This is a genomic window from Streptococcus mitis SK597 (assembly GCF_000148545.1).
Classification (GTDB): Bacteria; Bacillota; Bacilli; order Lactobacillales; family Streptococcaceae; genus Streptococcus; species Streptococcus mitis_C.
In genome coordinates this window covers 16,211-42,821 of sequence record NZ_AEDV01000089.1, presented here as the reverse complement: position 1 = coordinate 42,821, position 26,611 = coordinate 16,211, and the positions used below count along the sequence as shown (strand labels likewise).

The window sequence follows — 26,611 nt, the reverse complement described above, 5'->3', positions numbered from 1 at the left end:
GTTTGTTACAAGGAATGGACAGTTTTGTTAAATAGGCCCGAGAGGGCTTTTTTTCTGCATTTTTTGTGTTATGATAGACAGGTACTCATTTGAAAGGAATTTGAAAGAATGAAGAAAAGAATATTATTAGCCTCAACAGTAGCTTTGTCATTTGCCCCAGTATTGGCAACCCAAGCAGAAGAAGTTCTTTGGACTGCACGTAGTGTTGAGCAAATCCAAAACGATTTGACTAAAACAGACAATAAAAGAAGTTACACCATTCAGTATGGTGATACCTTGAGCACAATTGCAGAAGCCTTGGGTGTAGATGTCACAGTTCTTGCGAATTTGAATAAAATCACTAATATGGACCTGATTTTCTCAGAAACTGTTTTGACAACGACTGTCAATGAATCAGAAGAAGTAACAGAAGTTGAAATCCAAACTCCTCAAGCAGACTCTAGTGAAGAGGTGACAACTGCGATAGCAGATTTGACAACCAATCAAGTAACCGTAGATGATCAAACTGTTCAAGTTGCAGATCTTTATCAACCGATTGCAGAAGCTCCAAAAGAAGTAGCATCAAATTCAGAAGTTGCAGAGACAGTGACTGCTGCAGAAGAAGTAGCACCATCTACAGAGACTTTTACCCCAGAGGAGCAAACAACCGAAACAAGTAGTGCAGTTGCAGAAGCAGCTCCTCAGGCAACGACTCCAGCTGAGAAAGAGGAAACACAAGAAAGCCCTCAAACCGAGTCAGCAGAGGAAGCAACTACAACACCAGTAGAAGAAAAAGCAACCGAAACAACTGCAACAAGTTCAGAAGCAAAAGAAGTAGCATCATCAAATGGAACTACACCAACAGTTTCTACTTATCAACCAGAAGAGACGAAAATAATTTCAACAACTTACACAGCTCCAGCTGCGCCCGATTATGCTGGACTTGCAGTAGCGAAATCTGAAAATGCAGGCCTTCAACCACAAACGGCTGCCTTTAAAGAAGAAATTGCCAACTTGTTTGGCATCACATCCTTTAGTGGTTACCGTCCAGGAGACAGTGGAGATCACGGAAAAGGTTTGGCTATTGACTTTATGGTACCAGAAAGCTCAGAACTAGGGGATAAGATTGCGGAATACGCTATTCAAAACATGGCTAGCCGTGGAATTAGTTACATCATTTGGAAACAACGTTTCTATGCCCCATTCGATAGCAAATATGGGCCAGCTAATACTTGGAACCCAATGCCAGACCGTGGTAGCGTGACAGAAAACCACTATGACCACGTTCACGTTTCAATGAATGGATAAACCAGACTTTGTAATATTATTTTGACGAATGAGATCTAGCTTTCGTGATAGGAAGCGAGTCTCGTTCGTTTTTTCTTTGTCAATTTGAATAGAGAATGGATAGTCAGTATTTTGTAATATTTCAAGCATGATTCTTGCAATCTATTTTACTTTGCATTATAATTGATTAGTCAACTATTGATAAATCAACGAAAAGAGAGAGAAAGAAATGATAGAGATTCAAGATTTACTTTATCAACTCCGCTTGTCTGAGCAAGTGAGCACACAATTGTTTGAAAAAAGACTTGGCATTAGTTTGACACGGTATCAGATTTTATTATTTTTGCTGGAGCATTCTCCTTGTAACCAAATGGCGGTTCAGGAGCGTTTAAAGATTGATCAGGCTGCTTTAACACGACATTTCAAGATTTTAGAAAAGGAAGGTTTGGTGGAGCGGCATCGTAATCCTGAAAATCAGCGAGAAGTGTTGGTAGAGGCTACGAAGTATGCCAAGGAGCAGTTAGTGATGAATCCAGCTCTGCAGCATATCAAGGTTAAGGAAGAGATGGAAAGTATCTTAACAGAGTCTGAAAGAACAGAACTCAGCCGTTTATTAAATAATTTGGTTTTGGGTATTGAAAATATAGAAATTTAAGGAGAAATAGATGTCAATTATGACAATCATTTTAGCAACGATTGTTGCTTTGGAGCATTTTTACATTTTTTATTTGGAAAGTATTACAACGCAATCAGATGCGACTAGTCGTGTCTTTAACATGGACAAGGAAGAACTGGCTCGTCCGTCAGTAAGTTCATTGTTTAAAAATCAAGGGATTTATAATGCTCTGCTAGGAGTCTTTCTCTTGTATGGGATTTATTTCTCGCAGAATTTAGAAATTGTGACTATTTTTGTTTTATTTGTGATTGGTGTTGCGGCTTATGGCTCTCTCACAGCAGATAAGAAAATTATTTTGAAGCAAGGTGGACCAGCTATTTTGGCCTTGATGAGTATTTTACTCTTTAAATAAACTCATACTCTTCGAAAATCTCTTCAAACCACGTCATCTTCACCTTGCCGTAGGTATGGTTACTGACTTCGTCAGTCTTATCTACAACCTCAAAGCAGTGCTTTGAGCAACCTGCGGCTAGCTTCCTAGTTTGCTCTTTGATTTTCATTGAGTATCAGAGATCAATCCTAGTCTCGCTAGTCCTTTTCACTCCAGAATAAGGGAAATATGTTATACTTGTCTTTAAGAAAAAAGTCTCATTGAATTTGTTTTGAGGAGTTAGAAATGAAAGTATTAGTGACAGGTTTTGAGCCCTTTGGAGGGGAAAAAGTCAATCCAGCCTTGGAGGCCATTAAAGGTTTACCAGCTGAAATCCATGGTGCTGAGGTCCGTTGGTTAGAAGTGCCAACAGTCTTTCACAAATCGGCTCAAGTATTGGAAGAAGAGATGAACCGCTATCAACCTGACTTTGTCCTTTGTATCGGCCAAGCAGGTGGAAGAACCAGCTTGACACCTGAGCGAGTAGCCATTAATCAAGACGATGCACGCATTCCTGATAACGAAGGTAATCAACCGATTGACCTTCCCATTCGAGCGGATGGTGCTTCGGCCTACTTTAGTAGTTTGCCGATTAAAGCGATGGTTCAAGCTATAAAAAAAGAGGGCTTGCCGGCCTCTGTTTCCAATACTGCAGGGACTTTTGTCTGTAATCATTTGATGTATCAGGTCCTCTATTTGGTAGAAAAGAAATTTCCCCATGTTAGGGCAGGGTTTATGCATATTCCTTATATGATGGAACAGGTGGTGAATCGACCGACTACTCCAGCTATGAGTTTAGTGGATATTAGGCGAGGGATAGAAGCAGCAATCGGGGCTATTATAGAACATGGAGATGAGGACCTCAAGTTGGTAGGTGGAGAAACTCATTGATAGAAAAAAGCTTGAGGGGTTACCTTCAAGCTTTTGGACGTTTTCGAGCCAATACTGCTCGGTAAAAAATCATTTTATTGATTTGAATGTAGGGTAGGAGTGAGAAACTAGCAATTCCAAAGGTAATCCAATTGAGGAAGTACCAAGGAAGGAGTTGTAAGTCTAGGATAAAGCGCTGAAATTTGTAGCCTTTCATCAGGAAACGGCTGGTTTTTAGGATTTGTCCTGGTTTGGCTTGTCCTAAATCTAGAGTATCACAGAGGAGAAATTCTACCTGTGAATAAGCATAGTATTGTGGGATATAGAGACTATTTCCGACAATCATCAAGAGGATACTTGCTAGAAAGTAAAGACCAAAGGTCATGAGGAAACGCTCAGTTTCAATTGACGTGAGATCCAGATTGGGAAACTCGGGGTGAAGGACAACGAATTTCTTTGCTAGAAAACTACTGTAAAAGAGGAAGTAAATCCCGAGTAAACTAGGAATGCTCCATAAAAAGAGATAGAAGCGTTTGAGAAGAAGAGTCAAAAAGGTTTGTGAAAAGTGCTCTTCGTTAAAGAGAGTAAGACTATTTTTGACGGATAGTTCTGTATCAGGATTCTTGATAAGTTTCAGGGTTGTATAAACTGAACTGGTTAGAAGTATTGTTCCGATAAAGGAGACTAATAGAGGAAAAAGGTAGGCTTGGAATACATGGCTAAACACGCTTAAAAAGGGTTGTTCTAAAACACTCTCGTTTATGCGCTCTAAGGGATTGAGGAAGCCAGACAAAATGACCAGCATGCTAGGTAAGAGATAGACGAGAAAGAGGCGGGGATTTTCAGCCTGAAATTGTCTGGCCTGCAGACGAATGGTTTTTAAATCAATTTTTGGGTATTTCATTCTCTCATTATACCATAGTTCGTGACAGTTCCGGCTTTTTTTGATAAAATCATACAGTATGCCCTTGGGCACAAAGTATGAACTGGGACTGTTTTTCCCAGCTTCGGAGGTAAAAAATGTCAGATTCACCAATCAAATATCGTTTGATTAAGAAAGAAAAACACACGGGAGCTCGTCTGGGAGAAATCATCACTCCCCACGGCACCTTCCCAACACCTATGTTTATGCCAGTTGGAACTCAAGCCACTGTCAAAACTCAGTCACCTGAAGAATTGAAGGAGATGGGTTCGGGAATTATCCTATCAAACACCTATCACTTGTGGCTTCGTCCTGGAGATGAACTCATTGCACGCGCTGGTGGTCTCCACAAGTTCATGAATTGGGACCAGCCTATTTTGACAGATAGTGGTGGTTTTCAGGTTTATTCCTTAGCAGATAGACGCAATATCACAGAAGAAGGAGTAACCTTTAAAAACCATCTCAATGGTTCTAAGATGTTCCTATCGCCAGAAAAAGCCATCTCTATTCAGAATAATTTGGGTTCAGACATCATGATGTCCTTTGACGAATGTCCTCAGTTTTATCAACCTTACGACTACGTTAAGAAATCAATCGAGCGTACCAGCCGTTGGGCTGAGCGTGGTTTGAAGGCTCATCGTCGTCCGCATGACCAAGGGTTATTTGGGATTGTGCAGGGGGCAGGATTTGAAGATCTTCGCCGCCAATCGGCTCATGACCTTGTCAGCATGGATTTCCCAGGCTACTCTATTGGTGGTTTGGCAGTGGGAGAAACCCACGAAGAGATGAATGCGATTTTGGACTTTACAACTCAACTGCTGCCTGAAAATAAACCTCGCTATTTGATGGGGGTCGGAGCGCCAGATAGCTTGATTGATGGAGTGATTCGTGGGGTAGATATGTTTGACTGTGTCCTGCCGACTCGTATCGCTCGTAATGGGACTTGTATGACTAGTCAGGGACGTTTGGTTGTCAAAAATGCTCAGTTTGCTGAGGACTTTACTCCACTGGATCCTGAGTGTGATTGCTACACATGTAAGAACTACACACGGGCCTACCTTCGTCACCTGCTCAAGGCTGATGAAACCTTTGGTATTCGCTTGACTAGCTACCACAATCTTTACTTCTTGCTTAACTTGATGAAGCAAGTGCGACAAGCCATCATGGATGACAATCTCTTAGAATTCCGTGAGTATTTTGTTGAAAAATATGGCTATAATAAGTCAGGACGTAATTTCTAAAACGGAATAGATATAAGCTAAAAATCCTAAGTTTTCTCTTAGGATTTTTCTTCTTTTTTTGATAGAATAAAGTGTACAATGAAAGGAAGAATAAACTCGTATGCGCATTAAATGGTTTTCCTTGATTAGGATTACAGGTTTACTTTTTGTACTCTTGTATCACTTCTTTCAGACCATCTTTCCTGGAGGATTTTTCGGGGTAGATGTCTTTTTCACATTTTCAGGCTTTCTGATTACGGCTCTACTCATCGAAGAATTTTCTAAAAATCATGAAATTGACTTGATTGGATTTTTTAGAAGACGCTTTTATCGGATTGTGCCACCTGTGGTTTTGATGGTCTTGGTAACCATGCCCTTTACCTTTCTAGTTCGCCAAGATTATGTGGCTGGAATTGGGGGTCAGATTGCTGGTGTCTTAGGCTTTATGACCAACTTTTATGAACTTCTAACAGGTGGGAGTTATGAATCTCAGTTCATTCCTCATTTGTTTGTTCATAATTGGAGTTTGGCTGTTGAGGTTCACTACTATATCCTCTGGGGCTTGGCAGTTTGGTTCTTATCCAAACAGGCTAAATCAAATGGTCAGTTGAGGGGAATGGTTTTTCTCTTATCTGCTGCTACCTTCTTGATCAGCTTCTTCTCTATGTTTATTGGTAGTTTTCTAGTAACCTCTTATTCCTCTGTTTACTTCTCCAGTTTAACTCATGTCTATCCATTCTTTTTGGGAAGTGTGTTAGCAACTATCGTAGGCGTTCGTCAGACGACTTCCCTAGTTAAGCAATTGGATAAAATCTGGGATTTACGCAAGACCCTTTTAGTTTTTGGAGGAGGTTTTAGCTTCTTACTCATTTTGACCTTCTTTGTCAAATTTACCTATCTCTTTGCCTATCTTATCGGCTTCTTGCTTGCCAGCCTTGCAGCCCTAGCTATGATTCTGGCGGCGCGTGTCTTACATGAAAAGACTCCTAACGTGCAGGAGCCAAAGATTATCAGCTTTTTAGCGGATACTAGCTATGCGGTTTATCTTTTCCATTGGCCTTTCTATATCATTTTTTCACAGTTGACCTCAAATCTTCTTGCTGTATTATTGACTCTGATTTGTTCTTATGGATTTGCCAGTCTTTCATTTTATGTATTGGAGCCGTGGATTGCAGGCAAGAACACACCTGTTTTACAAACTCTTCGTCCCCTGCCTTATATTCACGCAATTCTTGCAACAAGTACAGGAATCTTGACCTTCATTGTCCTCTTAGTGACTTTGTTGGCACCACAAGTGGGAGCTTTTGAGACAGATTTGACTGTCAATGGTTTGAAGCAAGCTGCAACAAATATTAGCCAAACCAAGGTGATGGCAGAACGAGCAGAAGCTGATAGTTTAGGAATTGCTGATGGTACTATGTTAATTGGTGATTCAGTTGCTTTAAGGGCAAATACAGCCCTGCAGACAGCTCTTCCTGGAGCACAAATTAACGCGCAGGTCAGCAGAACAACCAAGACTGCCAATGAAATCATGCTAAACAATAGCCAGAATAAATTTTTACCTAAGATGGTGGTCATTGCGACTGGGGTAAATAATCCTGAAAATTACAAGGAAGATTGGGATAGTATCGTGAAAAATCTTCCTAAGGGCCATCATATGATTTTAGTGACTCCTTATGAGGGGGATAAGACAAAAGAGACCTATGCCATCGTTGAGAAGGCTGCTGCCTATATGAGAGAATTGGCAGAGAAGACACCTTACATCACGATAGCAGATTGGAATCAAGTTGCGAAAGAGCATCCAGAAATTTGGACAGGAACAGACCAAGTCCATTTCGGAAGTGACACTAGCAAAATTGAAGCAGGAGCAAAATTGTATGCAGATACTATTGCTACAGCTTTGCAAACAGCTCAAGACAAGCCAGTCAAATCAAAATAACTTGTATTAAAAAGAGAAGAGTTGGAGAAATCCAGCTCTTTTAAAATATCTCTAGAAAATAGGTCTATACCATTTACAAATGAATCAGAAAAGTTTATAATGTAATTGACATAATAAATATCAAAAGTAATCTTTTAAGGAGGTCATTATTATGCCTAATTACGTTAAAGCGGATCAGTTTTTCTATCCATTTGGCATTCGTCGCGGTGGGTACTTAGAACTTGTTGATGGCAAATTTGGGAAACATGTGGATCAAATTCCTGAAGGAGCAGAGGTTCTTGACTATACTGGTTATAGCATTGCACCAGGTCTTGTGGATACTCATATTCATGGATATGCAGGTGTAGATGTGATGGACAACAACATTGAAGGTACATTGCATACTATGAGTGAAGGACTTCTTAGTACCGGTGTTACCAGTTTCTTGCCCACAACTTTAACAGCCACTTATGAGCAATTGCTTGCAGTCACTGAAAATCTTGGAAACCATTATAAAGAAGCAACAGGTGCTAAGATTCGTGGGATTTATTATGAAGGTCCATATTTCACAGAAACTTTTAAGGGGGCACAAAATCCAACTTATATGAGAGACCCGGGTGTTGAGGAGTTTCATTCTTGGCAGGATGCTGCAAAAGGGATGCTAAATAAAATCGCTATTGCACCAGAACGTGATGGAGTGGAAGATTTTGTACGTACTATTACAGGTGAAGGTGTGACAGTTGCACTTGGACACTCAGATGCGACATTTGAACAAGCTAAGAAGGCAGTTGATGCTGGAGCTAGTGTATGGGTACATGCCTATAATGGGATGCGTGGTTTAACACACCGCGAACTAGGTATGGTAGGAGCTATGTATGAGCTCCCACATACTTACGCAGAATTGATTTGTGATGGTTATCACGTAGATCCAAAAGCTTGTGAGATTTTACTTAAGCAAAAGGGGACAGAAAACATCGCTCTTATTACGGACTGTATGACAGCTGGTGGGCTTGAAGACGGTGACTATATGTTGGGAGAATTCCCTGTTGTAGTAGCAAATGGAACTGCACGTCTCAAATCTACTGGTAATTTGGCAGGTTCTATCCTCAAACTTAAAGATGGTATGAGAAATGTAGTCGAGTGGGGTATTGCAAATCCACACGAAGCGGTCATGATGGCTAGCCTTAACCCAGCAAAATCTGTTAATATTGACGATGTCTGTGGACAAATTCGTGAAGGTTATGATGCAGATTTTATTGTTTTAGATAAAGATTTGGAATTGGTAGCAACCTACCTAGACGGTGTGAAACGTTATCAAGCATAAGAGAAAAAGCAGAAGTTAGAGATTAGCTTCTGCTTTTTTATCTATATTACTTTACCGGTAAATAAAAAAGTTAAAAATATCACAAAAAAGCTTGAACAAGTAAATGAAAAGGTTTACAATTATATTATAAATAGTACAAATAAAAAAAAGGAGGAGTGCTTTATGAAAGCCTATACTTATGTTAAACCAGGACTTGCTTCTTTTGTTGATGTAGACAAACCAGTTATTCGCAAGCCGACAGACGCTATTGTGCGTATCGTAAAAACCACTATTTGTGGAACAGACCTCCATATTATCAAAGGGGATGTTCCCGCTTGCCAAAGTGGTACCATTCTTGGTCATGAAGGGATTGGGATTGTTGAAGAAGTTGGGGAAGGAGTTTCTAACTTCAAAAAAGGCGACAAGGTCTTGATTTCTTGTGTCTGTGCCTGTGGTAAATGCTACTACTGTAAAAAAGGAATTTATGCCCACTGTGAAGACGAAGGGGGCTGGATTTTCGGTCACTTGATTGATGGTATGCAGGCTGAATACCTACGTGTCCCTCATGCAGATAACACTCTTTACCATACTCCAGAAGACTTGTCGGATGAGGCCTTGGTTATGCTATCAGACATTCTGCCTACTGGATATGAAATTGGTGTCTTGAAAGGGAAAGTCGAACCTGGTTGCAGCGTAGCCATTATTGGTTCAGGACCAGTTGGATTGGCTGCTCTTTTGACAGCTCAATTCTATTCACCAGCTAAATTGATTATGGTGGACTTAGACGATAACCGCTTGGAAACTGCCCTATCATTTGGTGCGACTCATAAGGTTAATTCTTCAGACCCTGAAAAAGCCATTAAAGAAATTTATGATTTGACAGATGGTCGTGGTGTAGATGTTGCTATCGAAGCTGTTGGTATTCCTGCAACATTTGATTTCTGTCAAAAGATTATCGGTGTAGACGGAACAGTTGCCAACTGTGGTGTACATGGTAAACCAGTTGAATTCGATTTGGATAAACTTTGGATTCGCAACATCAATGTAACAACTGGTTTGGTATCTACAAATACAACTCCACAATTGTTGAAAGCTCTTGAAAGTCATAAGATTGAACCAGAAAAATTGGTAACTCACTATTTCAAACTAAGTGAAATTGAAAAAGCCTATGAAGTTTTCAGTAAAGCAGCAGACCACCATGCAATCAAAGTCATTATTGAAAACGATATTTCTGAAGCCTAGGTATTAAAAAGATTTTGGAACATAAGCAAATAGAAATTCAGTCATCTATCAGATGGCTGGATTTTTTATCAAAAAATTAAGAAATGAGCATATTTCTTTCCTTGTTTGGCGGAATTGGTTATAATATACGGTACAAAGGAATGAATGAATATGTATCGTGTTATAGAAATGTACGGAGATTTTGAACCTTGGTGGTTCTTAGAAGGTTGGGAAGAAGATATTGTAGCAAGTAGAAAATTTGACCAGTATTATGATGCTCTCAAATACTACAAAACTTGCTGGTTTCGATTGGAGCAAGAATCGCCTCTTTATAAAAGTAGAAGTGATTTGATGACCATTTTTTGGGACCCAGAAGACCAACGCTGGTGTGATGAATGTGATGAGTATTTACAACAATACCATTCTTTGGCTCTTTTGCAGGATGAGCAGGTTATCCCAGATGAAAAACTACGCCCAGGCTATGAAAAACAAACTGGTAAGGAAAGGCACCGTTCTTGCCGTATGAAATTAAAATAGAGAAAAAGTAACTTTTTTGGAGTTGCTTTTTTATTTTTTCCAACTCTTTGCGAATAGTATAGGTGAGGAGGTAAGTATGGTTCAAGAAATTGCACAAGAAATCATTCGTTCAGCTCGGAAAAAAGGAGCGCAAGATATTTATTTTGTTCCTAAGTTAGACGCTTATGAACTTCATATGAGAATAGGAGACGAGCGCTGTAAAATCGGTTGTTATGATTTTGAAAAGTTTGCGGCCGTCATCAGTCACTTTAAGTTTGTAGCTGGTATGAATGTTGGAGAAAAGAGACGTAGTCAGCTTGGTTCCTGCGACTATTCCTATGATCAGAAGATGGCATCCCTACGTTTATCTACTGTAGGCGATTATCGGGGGCATGAGAGTTTAGTTATTCGCTTGTTACATGATGAGGAGCAGGATTTGCATTTTTGGTTTCAGGATATTGAAGAATTAGGCAAGCAGTACAGGCAACGGGGACTCTATCTTTTTGCTGGCCCGGTTGGGAGTGGTAAGACGACCTTGATGCATGAATTGGCCAAGTCACTCTTTAAAGGACAGCAAGTCATGTCCATAGAAGATCCTGTCGAAATCAAGCAGGAGGACATGCTCCAGTTGCAGTTGAATGAGGCGATTGGGCTGACCTATGAAAATCTAATCAAACTTTCCTTGCGTCATCGACCAGATCTCTTGATTATCGGAGAAATTCGTGACAGCGAAACGGCGCGTGCAGTGGTCAGAGCTAGTTTGACAGGGGCGACAGTCTTTTCAACCATTCACGCCAAGAGTATTCGAGGTGTTTATGAGCGCCTGCTGGAGTTGGGTGTGAGTGAGGAGGAATTGGCAGTCGTTCTGCAAGGCGTCTGCTATCAAAGATTAATCGGGGGAGGAGGAATCGTTGACTTTGCAAACAAAGACTATCAAGAACACCAGCCAACTAGCTGGAATGAACAGATTGATCAGCTTCTTAAAGATGGACATATCACAAGCCTTCAAGCTGAAACGGAAAAAATTAGCTACAGCTAAGCAAAAAAATATTATTACCTTGTTTAACAATCTCTTTTCCAGCGGTTTTCATCTGGTGGAGACCATCTCCTTTTTAGATAGGAGTGCTTTGTTGGATAAGCAGTGTGTGACCCAGATGCGTACAGACTTGTCTCAGGGGAAATCATTCTCAGAAATGATGGAAAGTTTGGGATTTTCAAATGCTATTGTCACTCAGTTATCCCTAGCTGAAGTTCATGGAAATCTCCACCTGAGTTTGGGAAAGATAGAAGAGTATCTAGACAATCTTGCCAAAGTCAAGAAAAAATTAATTGAAGTAGCGACCTATCCCTTGATTTTGCTGGGATTTCTTCTCTTAATCATGCTGGGGCTACGGAACTACCTACTACCACAACTGGATAGTAGCAATATTGCCACTCAAATTATCGGCAATCTGCCACAAATCTTTCTAGGAATGGTGGGGTTTGTTTCCATACTTGCCCTTTTAGCACTAACTTTCTATAAAAGAAGTTCTAAGATGCGCGTCTTTTCTATCCTAGCACGCATTCCTTTTCTTGGAATCTTTGTGCAGACCTATTTGACAGCCTATTATGCGCGTGAATGGGGTAATATGGTTTCGCAGGGGATGGAACTGACGCAGATTTTTCAAATCATGCAGGAACAAGGTTCTCAGCTCTTTAAAGAAATCGGTCAAGACCTAGCTCAATCCCTACAAAGTGGCCGCGAATTTTCTCAAACCATAGCAACCTATCCTTTCTTTAAGAAGGAGTTGAGCCTCATTATCGAGTATGGGGAAGTCAAGTCCAAGCTGGGGAGTGAGTTGGAAATCTATGCTGAAAAAACTTGGGAAGCTTTTTTTACCCGAGTCAATCGTACCATGAATCTGGTGCAGCCACTAGTCTTTATCTTTGTGGCACTGATTATCGTTTTACTTTATGCGGCAATGCTTATGCCCATGTATCAAAATATGGAGGTAAATTTTTAACATGAAAAAAATGATGACATTCTTGAAAAAAGCTAAGGTTAAAGCTTTCACGCTTGTGGAAATGTTGGTGGTCTTGCTCATCATCAGCGTGCTTCTCTTGCTCTTTGTACCTAATTTGACCAAGCAAAAAGAGGCGGTCAATGACAAAGGAAAAGCTGCTGTTGTTAAGGTGGTGGAAAGCCAGGCAGAGCTTTATAGCTTAGATAAAAATGAAGATGCTAGTCTAAGCAAGTTACAAGCAGATGGGCGAATCACAGAAGAACAGGCTAAAGCCTATAAAGAATACTATACAAAAAATGGAGGAAAAAATCGTACAGTCAATGATTAAGGCCTTTACCATGCTTGAAAGTCTCTTGGTTTTGGGTATTGTGAGTATCCTTGCCTTGGGCTTGTCTGGTTCTGTTCAGTCCACTTTTGCAGCGGTAGAGGAGCAGATTTTCTTTATGGAATTTGAAGAACTCTATCGGGAAACCCAAAAACGCAGTGTAGCCAGTCAGCAAAAGACTAGTCTAAACTTAGATGGTCAGACGATCAGCAATGGCAGTCAAAAGTTGACAGTTCCTAAAGGAATTCAAGCACCATTGGGACAAAGTATCACATTTGACCGAGCTGGGGGCAATTCGTCCCTGGCTAAGGTTGAATTTCAGACCAGTAAAGGAGCGATTCGCTATCAATTATATCTAGGAAATGGAAAAATTAAACGCATTAAGGAAACAAAAAATTAGGGCAGTAATTTTACTAGAAGCAGTAGTTGCTCTAGCTATCTTTGCCAGTATTGCTACTCTCCTTTTGGGACAAATTCAGAAAAATAGACAAGAAGAAGCAAAAATCTTGCAAAAGGAAGAAGTCTTGAGGGTAGCTAAGATGGCACTGCAGACAGGTCAAAATCAGGTAAACGTAAACGGAGTTGAGATTCAGGTGTTTTCTAGTGAAAAGGGATTGGAGGTTTATCATGGTTCAGAACAGTTGTTGGCTATCAAAGAGCCATAAGGTCAAGGCTTTTACCTTGTTGGAATCCTTGATTGCCCTCATTGTCATCAGTGGAAGCTTACTTCTCTTTCAAGCCATGAGTCAGCTCCTCATTTCAGAAGTTCGCTACCAGCAACAAAGCGAGCAAAAAGAGTGGCTCTTGTTTGTGGATCAGCTGGAGACAGAATTAGACCGTTCACAGTTCGAAAAAGTGGAGGGCAATCGCCTCTATATGAAGCAGGATGGTAAGGACATCGCCATCGGTAAGTCAAAATCAGATGATTTTCGGAAAACAGATGCCAGTGGACGGGGTTATCAGCCGATGGTTTATGGCCTCAAATCCGCTCAGATTATAGAGGACAATCAACTGGTGCGCTTTCATTTCCAGTTTCAAAAAGGCTTAGAAAGGGAGTTCATCTATCGTGTGGAAAAAGAAAAAAGTTAAGGCAGGTGTTCTCCTCTATGCAGTCACCATGGCAGCCATCTTTAGTCTTTTGTTACAATTTTACTTGAACCGACAAGTCGCCCACCATCGAGACTATGCTTTAAATAAAGAAAGGCTGATTGCTTTTGCCATGGCCAAGCGAACCAAAGATAAGGTTGATAAGGAAAGTGGGGAACAGACCTTTAATCTGGGTCAGGTGAGTTATCAAAACAAGAAAACAAGCTTGGTGACAAGGGTTCGTTCGTCTAAGAGTCAATATGAATTCATCTTTCCTTCCGTCAAAATAAAAGAAGAGAAAAGAGATAAAAAGGAAGAGGTAGCGACCGATTCAAGCGAAAAAGTGGAGAAGAAAAAATCAGAAAAGAAAGAGAATTCCTAGCCAATCAAACTACTTTGTGCTAAACTAAAGATATGAAACATGATTTTAACCACAAAGCAGAAACTTTCGATTCCCCTAAAAACATCTTCCTTGCAAACTTGGTTTGTCAAGCAGTCGAGAAACAGATTGATCTTCTATCAGACAAAGAAATTTTGGATTTCGGTGGAGGAACGGGTCTGTTAACCTTGCCTCTGGCAAAACAAGCCAAGTTCGTCACTCTTGTAGATATTTCGGAGAAAATGCTGGAGCAAGCTCGTTTGAAAGCGGAGCAGCAAGACATCAAGAATATCCAGTTTTTGGAGCGAGATTTACTGGAAAAACCCTTGGAGAAAGAGTTTGATCTCATTGTTGTTTGTCGGGTTCTTCATCATATGCCTGATTTGGATGCGGCTCTCTCACTGTTTCATCAACATCTGAGAGAAAATGGACAACTTTTACTTGCTGATTTTACCAAGACAGAAGCTAGCCATCATGGATTTGAATTGGTTGAACTGGAAAACAAGCTAGCCCAGTTTGGTTTTTCATCTGTGCATAGTCAGATTCTCTATAGCGCTGAAGACCTGTTTCAAGGAAATTACTCAGAACTCTTTTTAACAGTAGCCCAAAAATCACTCGCCTAGTCAGGGAGTGATTTTTCTATAAGGATGGAAAAAAGAAGGGAAATTTGATAAGATAGGAATATGGATTTTGAAAAAATTGAACAAGCTTATACCTATTTACTAGAGAATGTCCAAGTCATTCAAAGTGATTTGGCGACCAACTTTTATGACGCCCTGGTGGAGCAAAACAGCATCTATCTGGATGGAGAAACTGAGCTAGAGCAGGTCAAAGAGAACAATCAGGCCCTTAAACGTTTAGCGCTACGCAAAGAAGAATGGCTCAAGACCTACCAGTTTCTCTTGATGAAGGCTGGGCAGACAGAGCCCCTACAGGCCAATCACCAGTTTACACCGGATGCTATTGCCTTACTTTTGGTGTTTATTGTGGAAGAGTTGTTTAAAGAGGAGGAAATCACTATTCTCGAAATGGGTTCTGGCATGGGAATTTTGGGCGCTACTTTCTTGACCTCGCTTGATAAAAAGGTGGATTACTTGGGAATGGAAGTGGATGATTTGCTGATTGATTTGGCAGCTAGCATGGCAGATGTAATTGGTTTGCAGGCTGGCTTTGTCCAAGGAGATGCCGTTCGTCCACAAATGCTCAAAGAAAGCGACGTGGTCGTCAGCGACCTACCTGTCGGCTATTATCCTGATGATGCCGTTGCGTCGCGCCATCAAGTTGCTTCTAGCCAAGAACATACTTATGCCCATCACTTGCTCATGGAACAAGGACTTAAGTATCTCAAGTCAGATGGATACGCTATTTTTCTAGCTCCGAGTGATTTGTTGACCAGTCCTCAAAGTGATTTGTTGAAAGGCTGGTTGAAAGAGGAGGCAAATCTGACTGCCATGATTAGTTTGCCTGAAAATCTCTTTGCTAATGCTAAACAATCCAAGACGATTTTTATCTTACAGAAGAAAAGTGAAATAGCAGTAGAACCCTTTGTTTATCCACTTGCTAGCTTGCAAGATGCAAGTGTTTTAATGAAATTTAAAGAAAATTTTCAAAAATAGACTCAAGGTACTGAAATATAAAATAGATTTTGTTATAATAGATGAAAACGCTTAAAAGAGGAGTCTTGTTATGACAAAAACAATTGCAATCAATGCAGGAAGTTCAAGTTTGAAATGGCAATTATACTTAATGCCAGAAGAAAAAGTATTGGCGAAAGGTTTGATTGAACGTATCGGTTTGAAAGATTCAATTTCAACTGTAAAATTTGACTGCCGTTCTGAACAACAAATTTTGGATATTGAAAATCATACACAAGCTGTTAAAATCTTATTGGATGACTTGATTCGTTTCGATATTATCAAGGCTTATGATGAGATTACTGGTGTTGGACACCGTGTTGTTGCAGGTGGAGAATATTTCAAAGAATCAACAGTCGTTGAGGGAGATGTTTTAGAAAAAGTTGAAGAGTTGAGCTTGTTGGCTCCTCTCCACAATCCAGCCAATGCAGCAGGTGTTCGTGCCTTCAAGGAATTGTTGCCAGACATTACCAGTGTAGTTGTTTTTGATACTTCGTTCCACACAACTATGCCAGAGAAAGCTTATCGCTATCCTCTACCAACAAAATATTACACAGAAAACAAGGTTCGTAAATATGGTGCCCACGGTACAAGCCACCAGTTTGTAGCAGGAGAAGCAGCAAAACTCTTGGGCCGTCCATTAGAGGACTTGAAATTGATTACTTGCCACATCGGTAATGGTGCTTCTATTACAGCTATTAAGGGTGGTCAATCTGTCGATACTTCAATGGGATTCACTCCACTTGGTGGTGTGATGATGGGTACTCGTACAGGGGATATTGACCCAGCTATCATTCCTTACTTAATGCAATATACAGGGGACTTTAACACGCCTGAAGACATTAGTCGCGTCCTTAATCGTGAATCAGGACTGATGGGGGTTTCAGGTAAATCTAGTGATATGCGTGATGTGATTGCTGCTATGGAAGAAGGGGATCATGATGCCACTTTAGCCTATGAAATGTATGTTGATCGTATCCAAAAACATATCGGTCAATACCTTGCAGTCTTAAATGGAGCAGATGCTATTATCTTCACAGCAGGTATTGGTGAAAATGCTGCAAATGTGCGTGAAGATGTTATCTCAGGTATCTCTTGGTTTGGTTGTGATGTTGATCCAGAAAAGAACGTCTTTGGTGTGACAGGAGACATCTCAACAGAGGCAGCGAAGATCCGTGTATTGGTTATTCCAACAGATGAAGAGCTAGTTATTGCCCGTGACGTTGAACGCTTGAAAAAATAAGTAAAACTAGTAAAAATATTCCGTACAAGGAGTTGGGAAAGTGATTTTTCCAGCTTCTTTTTCTGATGAAATTGTCCCAAACCTTGCTATGATTGGCTTTTTTGAAAAATATGGTATAATAGTAGTAATTTAATAGATGGAGTTGAGTTTTGAAGAAAAACTTTCGTGTGAAAAGAGAGAAAGATTTTAAGGCGATTTTCAAGGAGGGAACAAGTTTTGCTAATCGCAAATTTGTTGTCTACCAATTAGAAAACCAGAAAAACCATTTTCGAGTAGGTCTATCAGTTAGCAAAAAACTGGGGAATGCCGTCACTAGAAATCAAATTAAGCGACGAATTCGACATATTATCCAGAATGCAAAAGGGAGTCTGGTAGAAGATGTCGACTTTGTTGTCATTGCTCGAAAAGGAGTCGAAACCTTGGGATACGCAGAGATGGAGAAAAATCTACTCCACGTATTAAAATTATCAAAGATTTACCAGGAAGGAAATGGGAGTGAAAAAGAAACTACAGTTGACTAGTTTGCTAGGACTGTCTCTATTAATCATGACAGCTTGTGCGACTAATGGGACAACTAGCGATATTACAGCCAATTCGGCTGATTTTTGGAGTAAATTTGTTTACTCCTTTGCAGAAATTATTCGCTTTTTATCGTTTAATATCAGTATCGGAGTGGGGATTATTCTCTTTACGGTCTTGATTCGTACACTGCTTTTGCCTGTATTTCAGGTGCAAATGGTAGCTTCCAGAAAAATGCAGGAAGCTCAACCACGCATTAAGGCGCTTAGAGAACAATATCCAGGTCGAGATATGGAAAGCAGAACCAAGCTAGAGCAAGAAATGCGTAAAGTCTTTAAAGAAATGGGTGTCAGACAGTCAGATTCTCTTTGGCCGATTTTGATTCAGATGCCGGTTATCTTGGCCTTGTTCCAAGCTCTATCGAGAGTTGACTTTTTAAAGACGGGTCATTTCTTATGGATTAACCTTGGTGGTGTGGATACAACCCTTGTTCTTCCGATTTTAGCAGCAGTATTTACTTTTTTAAGTACTTGGTTGTCCAACAAAGCCTTGTCTGAGCGTAATGGTGCTACGACTGCGATGATGTACGGGATTCCAGTCTTGATTTTTATCTTTGGGGTTTATGCTCCGAGCGGAGTAGCGCTCTACTGGGCAGTGTCCAATGCTTATCAAGTCTTGCAAACCTATTTCTTGAACAATCCATTCAAGATTATTGCAGAGCGCGAGGCGGTAGTTCAGGCACAGAAAGATTTGGAAAATAGAAAAAGAAAAGCCAAGAAAAAGGCTCAGAAAACGAAATAATAAGGAGGGATCTGGTAATGGTAGTATTTACAGGTTCAACTGTTGAAGAAGCAATCCAGAAAGGATTGAAAGAGTTAGATATTCCAAGAATGAAGGCTCACATCAAAGTCATTTCTCGCGAAAAAAATGGATTTCTTGGTTTATTTGGTAAAAAACCAGCCCAAGTTGATATTGAAGCTATTAGTGAAACGACAGTTGTAAAAGCAAACCAACAAGCTGTAAAGGGAGTTCCAAAACAAATCAATGATTTGAATGAGCCTGTTAAAACAGTCAGTGAAGCAACGGTTGATTTGGGTCATGTTGTAGAGGCAATTAAAAAGATTGAAGAGGAAGGTCAAGGTATTTCTGATGAAGTCAAGGCTGAAATCTTAAAACATGAAAGACATGCCAGCACTATCTTAGAAGAAACTGGGCATATTGAGATTTTAAATGAATTACAACTTGAAGAAACTGCTCTCGAAGGAGAAGTAGAAACGCCTATTATTGAAAGCCAAACTGAGCAAACTGAAAGTCAAGAACTAGAAGACTTGGGCTTGAAAGTTGAACCGAGCTTTGATATTGAACAAGTAGCTACGGAAGTAACGACTTATGTTCAAACGATTATTGATGACATGGATGTTGAAGCTACACTTTCAAATGACTATAACCGTCGTAGCATCAATTTACAAATTGACACCAACGAACCAGGTCGTATTATCGGCTACCATGGTAAAGTCTTGAAGGCCTTGCAACTGTTGGCTCAAAATTATCTTTACAACCGCTATTCAAGAACCTTCTATATCACTATTAATGTCAATGATTATGTTGAACACCGTGCAGAAGTCTTGCAGACCTATGCGCAAAAATTGGCGACTCGTGTTTTAGAAGAAGGGCGCAGTCATCAGACAGATCCAATGTCGAATAGCGAACGCAAGATTATTCATCGTATTATTTCACGTATGGATGGCGTGACCAGTTACTCTGAGGGTGATGAGCCAAATCGTTATGTTGTCGTAGATACAGAATAAGTAAAATCAGGGTTCTCCTGATTTTTTGCTAGCTAGAGGAGATTAAATTAATGTTGAATAAGATAAGAGACTATCTAGACTTTGCTGGTTTGCAGTATCGTAATCCGGATAAGTCTGGAGATGAGCGAGAGAAGATGCTGGAATTGCGCCACAAAGGTCAAGAGGCACGAAAGGCTTTTACAGAACTGGCTAAAGCCTTTCAAGCAAGCCATCCAGAATGGCAACTTCAACAGACTAGCCAGTGGATGAATCAGGCGCAACGTTTACGACCACATTTTTGGGTTTATCTACAGAGAGACGGACAAGTGACAGAACCTATGATGGCTCTTCGTTTGTATGGAAGCTCTTCTGATTTTGGAGTCTCACTAGAAGTCAGTTTCATCGAGCGCAAGAAGGATGAGCAAACTCTAGGCAAACAGGCCAAGGTTTTAGAAATTCCAACCGTTAAAGGAATTTATTATCTAGCCTACTCAGATGGTCAATGTCAAAGATGGGAGGCGAACGAAGAAAATCGTCAAATTTTAAGAAATAAACTATCCAATCAGGAAGTCCGAAAAGTGTTAGTTAAAATAGATGTCCCTATAACAGAGAATTCATCTGAAGAAGAAATCGTAGAAGCCCTACTGAAATCTTATGATAAAATTCTTCCATTTTATCTAGCTACGAGAAACTAAACTAATCATTAAAATATCATAAATCATACAGTCCAAGAGTGAACAGTCCGCTGTGTAATTCTTGGTCTTTTTGTTTACGCTTTCAAATTATATAATAAACCTACAAAAACAATTCAAAAGGAGAACAATTATGGAAGTCATTTCAAGTGTTCTAAATTGGTTTTCTAGCAATATTTTGCAGAATCCCGCATTTTTCGTAGGTTTATTGGTGTTGATAGGATACGCACTTTTGAAAAAACCTGCCCACGACGTTTTCTCAGGGTTTGTTAAAGCAACAGTAGGGTATATGTTGCTCAATGTGGGTGCAGGTGGTTTGGTTACAACCTTCCGTCCGATCTTAGCAGCCCTTAACTACAAATTCCAAATTGGTGCAGCGGTTATCGACCCTTACTTTGGACTGGCTGCAGCAAACAACAAAATTGCAGCAGAGTTTCCAGATTTTGTCGGGACTGCAACTACAGCTCTATTGATTGGTTTTGGAATAAATATCTTGCTTGTAGCTCTTCGCAAGATTACGAAGGTAAGAACCCTCTTTATTACTGGGCACATCATGGTACAACAAGCTGCAACCGTATCTCTTATGGTTCTATTCTTAGTCCCACAATTGCGCAATGCTTATGGTACAGCGGCAATCGGTATCATTTGTGGACTTTACTGGGCAGTTAGTTCAAATATGACTGTTGAAGCAACTCAACGCTTGACTGGTGGTGGCGGATTTGCGATTGGTCACCAACAGCAATTTGCAATCTGGTTTGTAGATAAAATAGCAGGACGCTTTGGTAAGAAAGAAGAAAGTTTAGACAATCTTAAATTACCTAAGTTCCTCTCAATCTTCCACGATACAGTTGTTGCATCTGCTACCTTGATGCTCGTATTCTTCGGAGCCATTCTTTTAATCTTGGGTCCAGACATTATGTCTAATAAAGAAGTCATCACTTCAGGAACTCTATTCAATCCTGCTAAACAAGATTTCTTTATGTACATTATTCAAACAGCCTTTACCTTCTCAGTTTACTTGTTCGTTTTGATGCAAGGTGTCCGCATGTTCGTATCTGAGTTGACAAACGCCTTCCAAGGTATTTCAAACAAATTGTTGCCAGGTTCATTCCCAGCGGTTGACGTTGCAGCTTCTTATGGATTTGGATCTCCAAACGCTGTCTTGTCTGGATTTGCCTTTGGTTTGATTGGTCAATTGATCACAATTGTCTTGCTCATCGTCTTTAAAAATCCGATTCTTATTATTACAGGATTTGTACCAGTGTTCTTTGACAATGCAGCCATTGCGGTCTACGCTGATAAACGCGGCGGATGGAAAGCGGCTGTTATCCTATCCTTCATCTCAGGTGTTCTCCAAGTTGCTTTAGGAGCTCTCTGTGTAGCTCTTCTTGATTTAGCATCTTATGGTGGTTACCATGGAAATATCGACTTTGAATTCCCATGGCTTGGATTTGGATATATCTTCAAATACCTTGGTATTGTTGGTTATGTACTTGTGTGTCTCTTCTTGCTTGTTATTCCTCAACTTCAATTTGCCAAAGCAAAAGATAAAGAGAAATATTACAACGGTGAAGTTCAAGAAGAAGCTTAGTATCTAGAAAAGGAGAAATAAAATGGTTAAAGTATTAGCAGCGTGCGGAAATGGAATGGGTTCATCAATGGTTATCAAGATGAAGGTTGAAAATGCTCTCCGTAAGCTTAATCAAACAGATTTTACAGTCAATTCATGCAGTGTCGGTGAAGCTAAAGGTTTAGCAGCAGGATATGACATCGTAATCGCTTCTCTTCATTTGATTCAAGAATTGGAAGGGCGAACTAATGGGAAGTTAATTGGGCTTGACAACTTGATGGATGATAAAGAAATCACTGAAAAACTCAGTCAAGCACTACAGTAAAAGGTTGGAGGGGGCTGGACAGAAACTGAGAGTTATCGTTTCTGTCCTTCTCCCTCTTTAAATAAAGGAGGCAGATATGAATTTAAAACAATCTTTAATTGACAATGACTCGATCCGACTAGGTTTAGAGGCTTACGATTGGAAAGAAGCAGTCAAGGTAGCAGTAGACCCCTTGATTGAAAGTGGGGCAATTTTGCCAGAGTATTACGATGCTATCATTGAATCGACTGAAGAGTATGGCCCTTACTATATCTTGATGCCAGGTATGGCTATGCCCCACGCTAGACCTGAAGCTGGTGTGCAAAGTGATGCTTTTTCATTGATTACCTTACAAAATCCTGTTGTATTTTCAGATGGGAAAGAGGTATCTGTTTTGTTGGCACTAGCAGCAACAAGCTCGAAAATTCACACAAGTGTAGCCATTCCACAAATCATTGCCCTGTTTGAATTAGAAGATTCTATTGCACGTTTACAGGCTTGCCAGACTAAAGAAGATGTCTTGGCTATGATTGAAGAATCTAAGGATAGCCCTTATCTCGAAGGATTGGATTTGGAAAGTTAGAAAGAGGAATAAAGAGATGACAAAAAGAATACCTAATTTACAAGTTGCATTAGACCATTCAGACTTGCAAGGAGCGATTAAAGCAGCTGTTTCTGTTGGTCAGGAAGTAGATATTATCGAAGCTGGAACTGTTTGCTTGCTTCAAGTTGGAAGTGAGCTGGTTGAAGTCTTGCGTAGTCTTTTCCCAGATAAGATTATTGTGGCAGACACAAAATGTGCTGATGCTGGTGGAACAGTTGCTAAAAATAATGCGGTTCGTGGAGCAGACTGGATGACTTGTATCTGTTGTGCAACCATCCCTACTATGGAAGCAGCTTTAAAGGCTATCAAGACTGAACGAGGAGAACGAGGCGAAATCCAGATCGAGCTTTATGGCGATTGGACTTTTGAACAAGCTCAGCTTTGGCTAGATGCAGGTATCTCACAAGCTATTTATCACCAATCTCGTGATGCTCTTCTTGCTGGTGAAACTTGGGGTGAAAAAGACCTTAATAAGGTTAAAAAACTCATTGACATGGGCTTCCGTGTATCTGTAACAGGTGGTCTAGATGTAGATACTCTCAAACTCTTTGAAGATGTTGATGTCTTTACCTTTATCGCAGGTCGTGGAATTACAGAGGCTGCGGATCCAGCAGGAGCAGCGCGTGCCTTCAAGGATGAAATTAAACGAATTTGGGGGTAAACCATGGTACGTCCAATTGGAATTTATGAAAAGGCAACCCCGATACACTTTACTTGGCTAGAACGTTTAAATTTTGCAAAGGAGTTAGGCTTTGATTTTGTCGAGATGTCTATTGACGAACGTGACGAGCGTTTAGCAAGACTTGACTGGAGTAAGGAAGAACGCTTGGAAGTTGTCAAAGCAATCTATGAAACTGGTGTTCGTATTCCTTCTATTTGTTTTTCAGGCCATCGTCGCTACCCATTGGGATCAAGTGATCCAGTTCTAGAGGAAAAATCTCTAGAACTCATGAAAAAATGTATCGAATTAGCTCAAGATTTGGGAGTTCGTACGATTCAACTAGCTGGTTACGATGTTTACTATGAGGAAAAGTCACCCCAGACACGCCAACGTTTTATCAAAAATTTGAGAAAAGCCTGTGACTGGGCTGAAGAAGCTCAGGTGGTACTTGCTATTGAAATTATGGATGATCCTTTTATCAATAGTATCGAAAAATACTTGGCTGTAGAAAAGGATATTGACTCTCCCTACCTTTTTGTATATCCAGATATTGGTAATGTGTCTGCATGGCATAATGATGTCTACAGTGAATTTTATCTTGGGCATCATGCCATCGCAGCTCTCCATCTCAAGGATACTTATGCAGTGACAGAAAATTCAAAGGGCCAGTTCCGAGATGTACCTTTTGGGCAAGGTTGTGTCAAATGGGAAGAAGCTTTCGATATTTTAAAACAAACCAATTATAATGGACCTTTCCTAATCGAAATGTGGTCTGAAAATTGTGAAACTGTAGAAGAAACCCGCGCAGCCATTCAAGAGGCCCAAGCTTTTCTCTACCCACTAATTAAGAAAGCAGGTTTGATGTAAGATGAATCAAGTAATAAACGATATGCGTAAACGAGTCTGTAATGCCAATCAATCATTACCAAAACATGGACTTGTTAAATTTACCTGGGGAAATGTATCGGAAGTCAATCGCGAACTCGGTGTCATTGTTATCAAACCATCAGGCGTGGATTATGACGAATTGACACCTGAAAACATGGTGGTGACGGACTTGGATGGCCAAGTTCTAGAAGGAGATTTAAGACCATCTTCTGATCTTCCAACTCATGTGCAGTTATATAAGGCTTGGTCAGAAATTGGTAGTGTAGTCCACACTCATTCGACAGAAGCTGTTGGTTGGGCTCAGGCAGGTCGTGATATTCCTTTCTACGGAACAACCCATGCAGACTATTTCTACGGTTCAATCCCTTGCGCCCGTAGTTTGACCAAGGACGAAGTAGAAGTGGCCTATGAAAAAGATACTGGCCTGGTTATCGTAGAAGAGTTTGAACGTCGCGGACTTAACCCGGTTGAAGTACCAGGAATTGTTGTACGCAATCACGGTCCATTCACCTGGGGCAAAAATCCAGAGAATGCTGTTTATCACTCTGTCGTACTAGAGGAAGTATCAAAGATGAATCGCTTTACAGAACAAATCAATCCAAGAGTTGAACCTGCTCCCCAGTACATTCTAGAAAAACACTACCAACGTAAGCATGGACCAAATGCTTATTATGGTCAAAAGAAATAAGAAATTGAATTGAAAAGAGGCTAGGACCTTTCGATCCAAGCCTCGCTTTTGTAATTGTAAGTATTCGTTATTAAGAGACTACTGTTGATAATTGAAATGCGTTAGTGAATGTGATACTATTATAAAGTTGTTTTCAAGGCAGTTGATTGATAGAGGAGTATGAAATATGGTACTGGATAAGGCAAGTTGTGATTTGCTTCAATATTTGATGGATCAAGAAACGTCCAAAACGATTATGGCGATTTCGAAAGATTTGAAAGAGTCAAGAAGGAAAATTTATTATCACATTGACAAAATCAATGCTGCTCTGGGTGACGAGGCGCTTCACATCATTAGTATTCCACGAATTGGTATTCACTTAACGGAAGAGCAGAGAGATGCTTGTTGTGAACTATTATCGGAAGTAGATTCGTACGATTATATCATGAGTGCTCATGAACGTATGATGATAATGTTACTATGGATAGGTATTTCTAAAGAACGTATTACGATTGAAAAATTGATGGAGTTAACAGAGGTATCTAGGAATACTGTTCTCAATGATTTGAATAGTATTCGTTATCAACTAACTTTGGAACAATATCAGGTGACCTTGCAAGTGAGCAAGTCACAGGGATACCACCTTCATGCCCACCCTCTTAATAAAATTCAGTATCTTCAATCGCTTCTATATCATATTTTTATGGAAGAGAATGCCACTTTTGTATCTATTTTAGAAGATAAGATGAAAGAGAGGTTAGATGATGAGTGTTTGCTTTCTGTTGAAATGAACCAATTTTTTAAGGAACAGGTTCCTTTAGTTGAACAAGATTTAGGGAAGAAAATAAACCATCATGAAGTAACTTTTATGTTGCAGGTTCTACCTTATTTGCTGTTAAGCTGTTATAATGTTGAACAGTATCAAGAAAGACATCAGGATATAGAGAAAGAATTTTCTTTGATAAGAAAAAGAATAGAGTATCAGGTATCTAAGAAATTAGGAGAGCGGTTGTTTCAAAAGTTTAAAATTTCTTTGTCAGAACTTGAAGTTTCTCTTGTAGCTGTTCTTCTCCTCTCCTATCGTAAAGATTTGGATATTCATGCAGAAAGTGATGATTTTCGGCAATTAAAACTTGCTTTAGAAGAATTTATCTGGTATTTTGAATCACAAATCCGAATGGAGATTGAGAACAAGGATGATTTGTTAAGAAATTTGATGATCCACTGTAAAGCCTTGTTATTTAGAAAGACTTACGGTATTTTTTCTAAAAATCCTCTAACAAAACAAATTCGATCCAAGTATGGAGAATTATTTTTAGTCACTAGAAAATCTGCGGAAATTTTAGAAGGAGCATGGTTTATTCGGCTAACAGACGATGATATTGCCTATTTGACGATTCATATTGGAGGATTTTTAAAGTATACACCATCGTCTCAAAAAAATATGAAAAAAGTTTATCTCGTTTGTGATGAAGGTGTTGCGGTTTCGAGACTTTTGCTGAAACAATGCAAACTTTATTTTCCAAATGAGCAAATTGGCACTGTATTTACAACAGAACAATTTAAGAGTGTGGAAGATATTGCACAAGTTGATGTAGTGATTACTACTAATGATGATTTGGATAGCAGATTTCCGATTTTAAGGGTTAATCCTATCCTTGAAGCAGAAGATATTTTGAAAATGCTAGACTATCTTAAACACAATATATTTCGTAATGAGAGCAAAAGTTTCAGTGAAAATCTTTCTAGTCTTATTTCTTCTTATATTGTAGACAGCAAGTTGGCTAGTAAGTTCCAAGAAGAGGTTCAAACACTTATAAATCAAGAAATAGTAGTTCAAGCTTTTTTGGAAGATATTTGAAGGACAGTCCAATGATGAACACAAACCTGTGTTTTTCTTGGTCTTTTTTAGTGTTTTGAAGGGTGGTATACTAATCTCAAAGATAACAATTATATCCAAAGGAGGC

At 39.8% G+C, this 26,611-nt stretch carries 32 protein-coding genes; 30 read left to right on the top strand and 2 right to left on the bottom strand.

What is annotated here, in order from left to right; all coding sequences use genetic code 11:
- Window positions 1–108: 108 nt before the first annotated feature.
- From SMSK597_RS11545 to SMSK597_RS11535, 3 genes are all read left to right on the top strand, one after another.
- Window positions 109–1,287: a LysM peptidoglycan-binding domain-containing protein gene (locus SMSK597_RS11545; RefSeq protein WP_000746056.1), complete on the top strand. Its 1,179-nt coding sequence runs from the start codon at window positions 109–111 to the stop codon at window positions 1,285–1,287.
- Window positions 1,288–1,495: 208 nt separating this feature from the next.
- Window positions 1,496–1,921 carry a MarR family winged helix-turn-helix transcriptional regulator gene (locus tag SMSK597_RS11540; protein WP_000570120.1) on the top strand — a complete coding sequence of 142 codons (426 nt, stop codon included), beginning with the start codon at window positions 1,496–1,498 and terminating at the stop codon, window positions 1,919–1,921.
- Window positions 1,922–1,931: 10 nt separating this feature from the next.
- Complete coding sequence (locus SMSK597_RS11535; protein WP_000026202.1) at window positions 1,932–2,294, top strand: DUF1304 domain-containing protein; 363 nt, start codon at window positions 1,932–1,934, stop codon at window positions 2,292–2,294.
- Here SMSK597_RS11535 and SMSK597_RS13980 read toward each other — a convergent pair.
- Window positions 2,287–2,442, bottom strand: coding sequence for a hypothetical protein (locus SMSK597_RS13980; protein ID WP_000693049.1), 156 nt, complete (start codon window positions 2,440–2,442; stop codon window positions 2,287–2,289). The two genes, SMSK597_RS11535 and SMSK597_RS13980, sit on opposite strands and share 8 nt — an antisense overlap.
- Window positions 2,443–2,558: 116 nt before the next feature.
- Between SMSK597_RS13980 and pcp the strand changes: the two genes are divergently transcribed.
- The gene (gene pcp, locus SMSK597_RS11530) at window positions 2,559–3,203 is read left to right on the top strand and encodes a pyroglutamyl-peptidase I (RefSeq protein WP_000866922.1); all 645 of its coding nucleotides are present in this window, start codon (window positions 2,559–2,561) and stop codon (window positions 3,201–3,203) included.
- Window positions 3,204–3,228: 25 nt separating this feature from the next.
- On the opposite strand, the gene SMSK597_RS11525 is transcribed toward pcp, so the two are convergent.
- Entirely contained in the window at window positions 3,229–4,086 is an 858-nt protein-coding gene (locus SMSK597_RS11525) for a DUF975 family protein (protein WP_000876908.1), read from the bottom strand.
- A gap of 116 nt (window positions 4,087–4,202) precedes the next feature.
- On the opposite strand from SMSK597_RS11525, the gene tgt reads away from it, so the two are divergent.
- The 26 genes from tgt (at window position 4,203) to SMSK597_RS11405 (ending at window position 26,505) form a co-directional block, all read left to right on the top strand.
- Window positions 4,203–5,345, top strand: a complete 1,143-nt coding sequence (gene tgt / locus SMSK597_RS11520; protein WP_001285231.1) for a tRNA guanosine(34) transglycosylase Tgt — start codon at window positions 4,203–4,205, stop codon at window positions 5,343–5,345.
- Window positions 5,346–5,445: 100 nt separating this feature from the next.
- Window positions 5,446–7,263 (top strand): acyltransferase family protein, encoded by a 1,818-nt coding sequence (locus tag SMSK597_RS11515; RefSeq protein ID WP_001220860.1) that lies wholly within the window; start codon window positions 5,446–5,448, stop codon window positions 7,261–7,263.
- A 151-nt stretch (window positions 7,264–7,414) separates the two neighbouring features.
- Entirely contained in the window at window positions 7,415–8,566 is a 1,152-nt protein-coding gene (gene nagA, locus SMSK597_RS11510; RefSeq protein WP_001134550.1) for an N-acetylglucosamine-6-phosphate deacetylase, read from the top strand.
- 162 nt (window positions 8,567–8,728) lie between these two features.
- Window positions 8,729–9,787 (top strand): zinc-dependent alcohol dehydrogenase family protein, encoded by a 1,059-nt coding sequence (locus SMSK597_RS11505; protein WP_000649458.1) that lies wholly within the window; start codon window positions 8,729–8,731, stop codon window positions 9,785–9,787.
- Window positions 9,788–9,937: 150 nt separating this feature from the next.
- Complete coding sequence (locus tag SMSK597_RS11500; protein ID WP_000286413.1) at window positions 9,938–10,303, top strand: DUF1033 family protein; 366 nt, start codon at window positions 9,938–9,940, stop codon at window positions 10,301–10,303.
- A 76-nt stretch (window positions 10,304–10,379) separates the two neighbouring features.
- Entirely contained in the window at window positions 10,380–11,321 is a 942-nt protein-coding gene (gene comGA / locus SMSK597_RS11495) for a competence type IV pilus ATPase ComGA (RefSeq protein ID WP_000249540.1), read from the top strand.
- Window positions 11,269–12,285, top strand: coding sequence for a competence type IV pilus assembly protein ComGB (gene comGB / locus SMSK597_RS11490; RefSeq protein ID WP_000355366.1), 1,017 nt, complete (start codon window positions 11,269–11,271; stop codon window positions 12,283–12,285). Before comGA ends, comGB begins: the two co-directional genes overlap by 53 nt.
- Window position 12,286: 1 nt before the next feature.
- Window positions 12,287–12,613 (top strand): competence type IV pilus major pilin ComGC, encoded by a 327-nt coding sequence (gene comGC / locus SMSK597_RS11485; protein ID WP_000738642.1) that lies wholly within the window; start codon window positions 12,287–12,289, stop codon window positions 12,611–12,613.
- Window positions 12,606–13,010 (top strand): competence type IV pilus minor pilin ComGD, encoded by a 405-nt coding sequence (comGD, locus tag SMSK597_RS11480; protein WP_000588008.1) that lies wholly within the window; start codon window positions 12,606–12,608, stop codon window positions 13,008–13,010. Before comGC ends, comGD begins: the two co-directional genes overlap by 8 nt.
- Window positions 12,973–13,275: a competence type IV pilus minor pilin ComGE gene (gene comGE / locus SMSK597_RS0103155; RefSeq protein WP_000413381.1), complete on the top strand. Its 303-nt coding sequence runs from the start codon at window positions 12,973–12,975 to the stop codon at window positions 13,273–13,275. The genes comGD and comGE overlap by 38 nt, the downstream gene beginning before the upstream one ends.
- On the top strand, window positions 13,238–13,699 hold the full coding sequence (comGF, locus tag SMSK597_RS11475) for a competence type IV pilus minor pilin ComGF (protein WP_000250516.1): 462 nt from the start codon (window positions 13,238–13,240) through the stop codon (window positions 13,697–13,699). Before comGE ends, comGF begins: the two co-directional genes overlap by 38 nt.
- Complete coding sequence (comGG, locus tag SMSK597_RS0103150; protein ID WP_000265626.1) at window positions 13,677–14,078, top strand: competence type IV pilus minor pilin ComGG; 402 nt, start codon at window positions 13,677–13,679, stop codon at window positions 14,076–14,078. The genes comGF and comGG overlap by 23 nt, the downstream gene beginning before the upstream one ends.
- 32 nt (window positions 14,079–14,110) lie before the next feature.
- Window positions 14,111–14,698 carry a class I SAM-dependent methyltransferase gene (locus SMSK597_RS11470; protein WP_000679782.1) on the top strand — a complete coding sequence of 196 codons (588 nt, stop codon included), beginning with the start codon at window positions 14,111–14,113 and terminating at the stop codon, window positions 14,696–14,698.
- 60 nt (window positions 14,699–14,758) lie between these two features.
- Window positions 14,759–15,691, top strand: coding sequence for a class I SAM-dependent methyltransferase (locus SMSK597_RS11465; protein WP_000345108.1), 933 nt, complete (start codon window positions 14,759–14,761; stop codon window positions 15,689–15,691).
- Between the two features lie 70 nt (window positions 15,692–15,761).
- On the top strand, window positions 15,762–16,952 hold the full coding sequence (locus tag SMSK597_RS11460) for an acetate kinase (RefSeq protein ID WP_000167751.1): 1,191 nt from the start codon (window positions 15,762–15,764) through the stop codon (window positions 16,950–16,952).
- Between the two features lie 149 nt (window positions 16,953–17,101).
- A complete protein-coding gene (gene rnpA / locus SMSK597_RS11455) occupies window positions 17,102–17,473 on the top strand; it encodes a ribonuclease P protein component (RefSeq protein ID WP_000739245.1) in 372 nt (123 codons plus the stop codon).
- Window positions 17,448–18,272 carry a membrane protein insertase YidC gene (locus SMSK597_RS11450; RefSeq protein ID WP_004238513.1) on the top strand — a complete coding sequence of 275 codons (825 nt, stop codon included), beginning with the start codon at window positions 17,448–17,450 and terminating at the stop codon, window positions 18,270–18,272. The genes rnpA and SMSK597_RS11450 overlap by 26 nt, the downstream gene beginning before the upstream one ends.
- A 17-nt stretch (window positions 18,273–18,289) precedes the next feature.
- Window positions 18,290–19,279, top strand: coding sequence for an RNA-binding cell elongation regulator Jag/EloR (jag, locus tag SMSK597_RS11445; protein WP_000260031.1), 990 nt, complete (start codon window positions 18,290–18,292; stop codon window positions 19,277–19,279).
- A 50-nt stretch (window positions 19,280–19,329) separates the two neighbouring features.
- Complete coding sequence (locus SMSK597_RS11440) at window positions 19,330–19,953, top strand: hypothetical protein (RefSeq protein WP_000932650.1); 624 nt, start codon at window positions 19,330–19,332, stop codon at window positions 19,951–19,953.
- 130 nt (window positions 19,954–20,083) lie between these two features.
- Window positions 20,084–21,541 (top strand): PTS ascorbate transporter subunit IIC, encoded by a 1,458-nt coding sequence (locus SMSK597_RS11435; protein WP_000452073.1) that lies wholly within the window; start codon window positions 20,084–20,086, stop codon window positions 21,539–21,541.
- Window positions 21,542–21,563: 22 nt separating this feature from the next.
- Window positions 21,564–21,845 (top strand): PTS sugar transporter subunit IIB, encoded by a 282-nt coding sequence (locus SMSK597_RS11430; RefSeq protein WP_000241466.1) that lies wholly within the window; start codon window positions 21,564–21,566, stop codon window positions 21,843–21,845.
- A gap of 76 nt (window positions 21,846–21,921) precedes the next feature.
- The gene (locus SMSK597_RS11425) at window positions 21,922–22,407 is read left to right on the top strand and encodes a PTS sugar transporter subunit IIA (protein WP_001050068.1); all 486 of its coding nucleotides are present in this window, start codon (window positions 21,922–21,924) and stop codon (window positions 22,405–22,407) included.
- Between the two features lie 16 nt (window positions 22,408–22,423).
- Entirely contained in the window at window positions 22,424–23,089 is a 666-nt protein-coding gene (locus tag SMSK597_RS11420; protein WP_000166736.1) for a 3-keto-L-gulonate-6-phosphate decarboxylase UlaD, read from the top strand.
- 3 nt (window positions 23,090–23,092) lie between these two features.
- Window positions 23,093–23,956, top strand: coding sequence for an L-ribulose-5-phosphate 3-epimerase (locus SMSK597_RS11415; RefSeq protein WP_000252119.1), 864 nt, complete (start codon window positions 23,093–23,095; stop codon window positions 23,954–23,956).
- A gap of 1 nt (window position 23,957) precedes the next feature.
- Window positions 23,958–24,665, top strand: coding sequence for an L-ribulose-5-phosphate 4-epimerase (locus SMSK597_RS11410; RefSeq protein WP_004238502.1), 708 nt, complete (start codon window positions 23,958–23,960; stop codon window positions 24,663–24,665).
- Between the two features lie 166 nt (window positions 24,666–24,831).
- Window positions 24,832–26,505, top strand: a complete 1,674-nt coding sequence (locus SMSK597_RS11405; RefSeq protein ID WP_000242090.1) for a BglG family transcription antiterminator — start codon at window positions 24,832–24,834, stop codon at window positions 26,503–26,505.
- Window positions 26,506–26,611 lie beyond the last annotated feature (106 nt).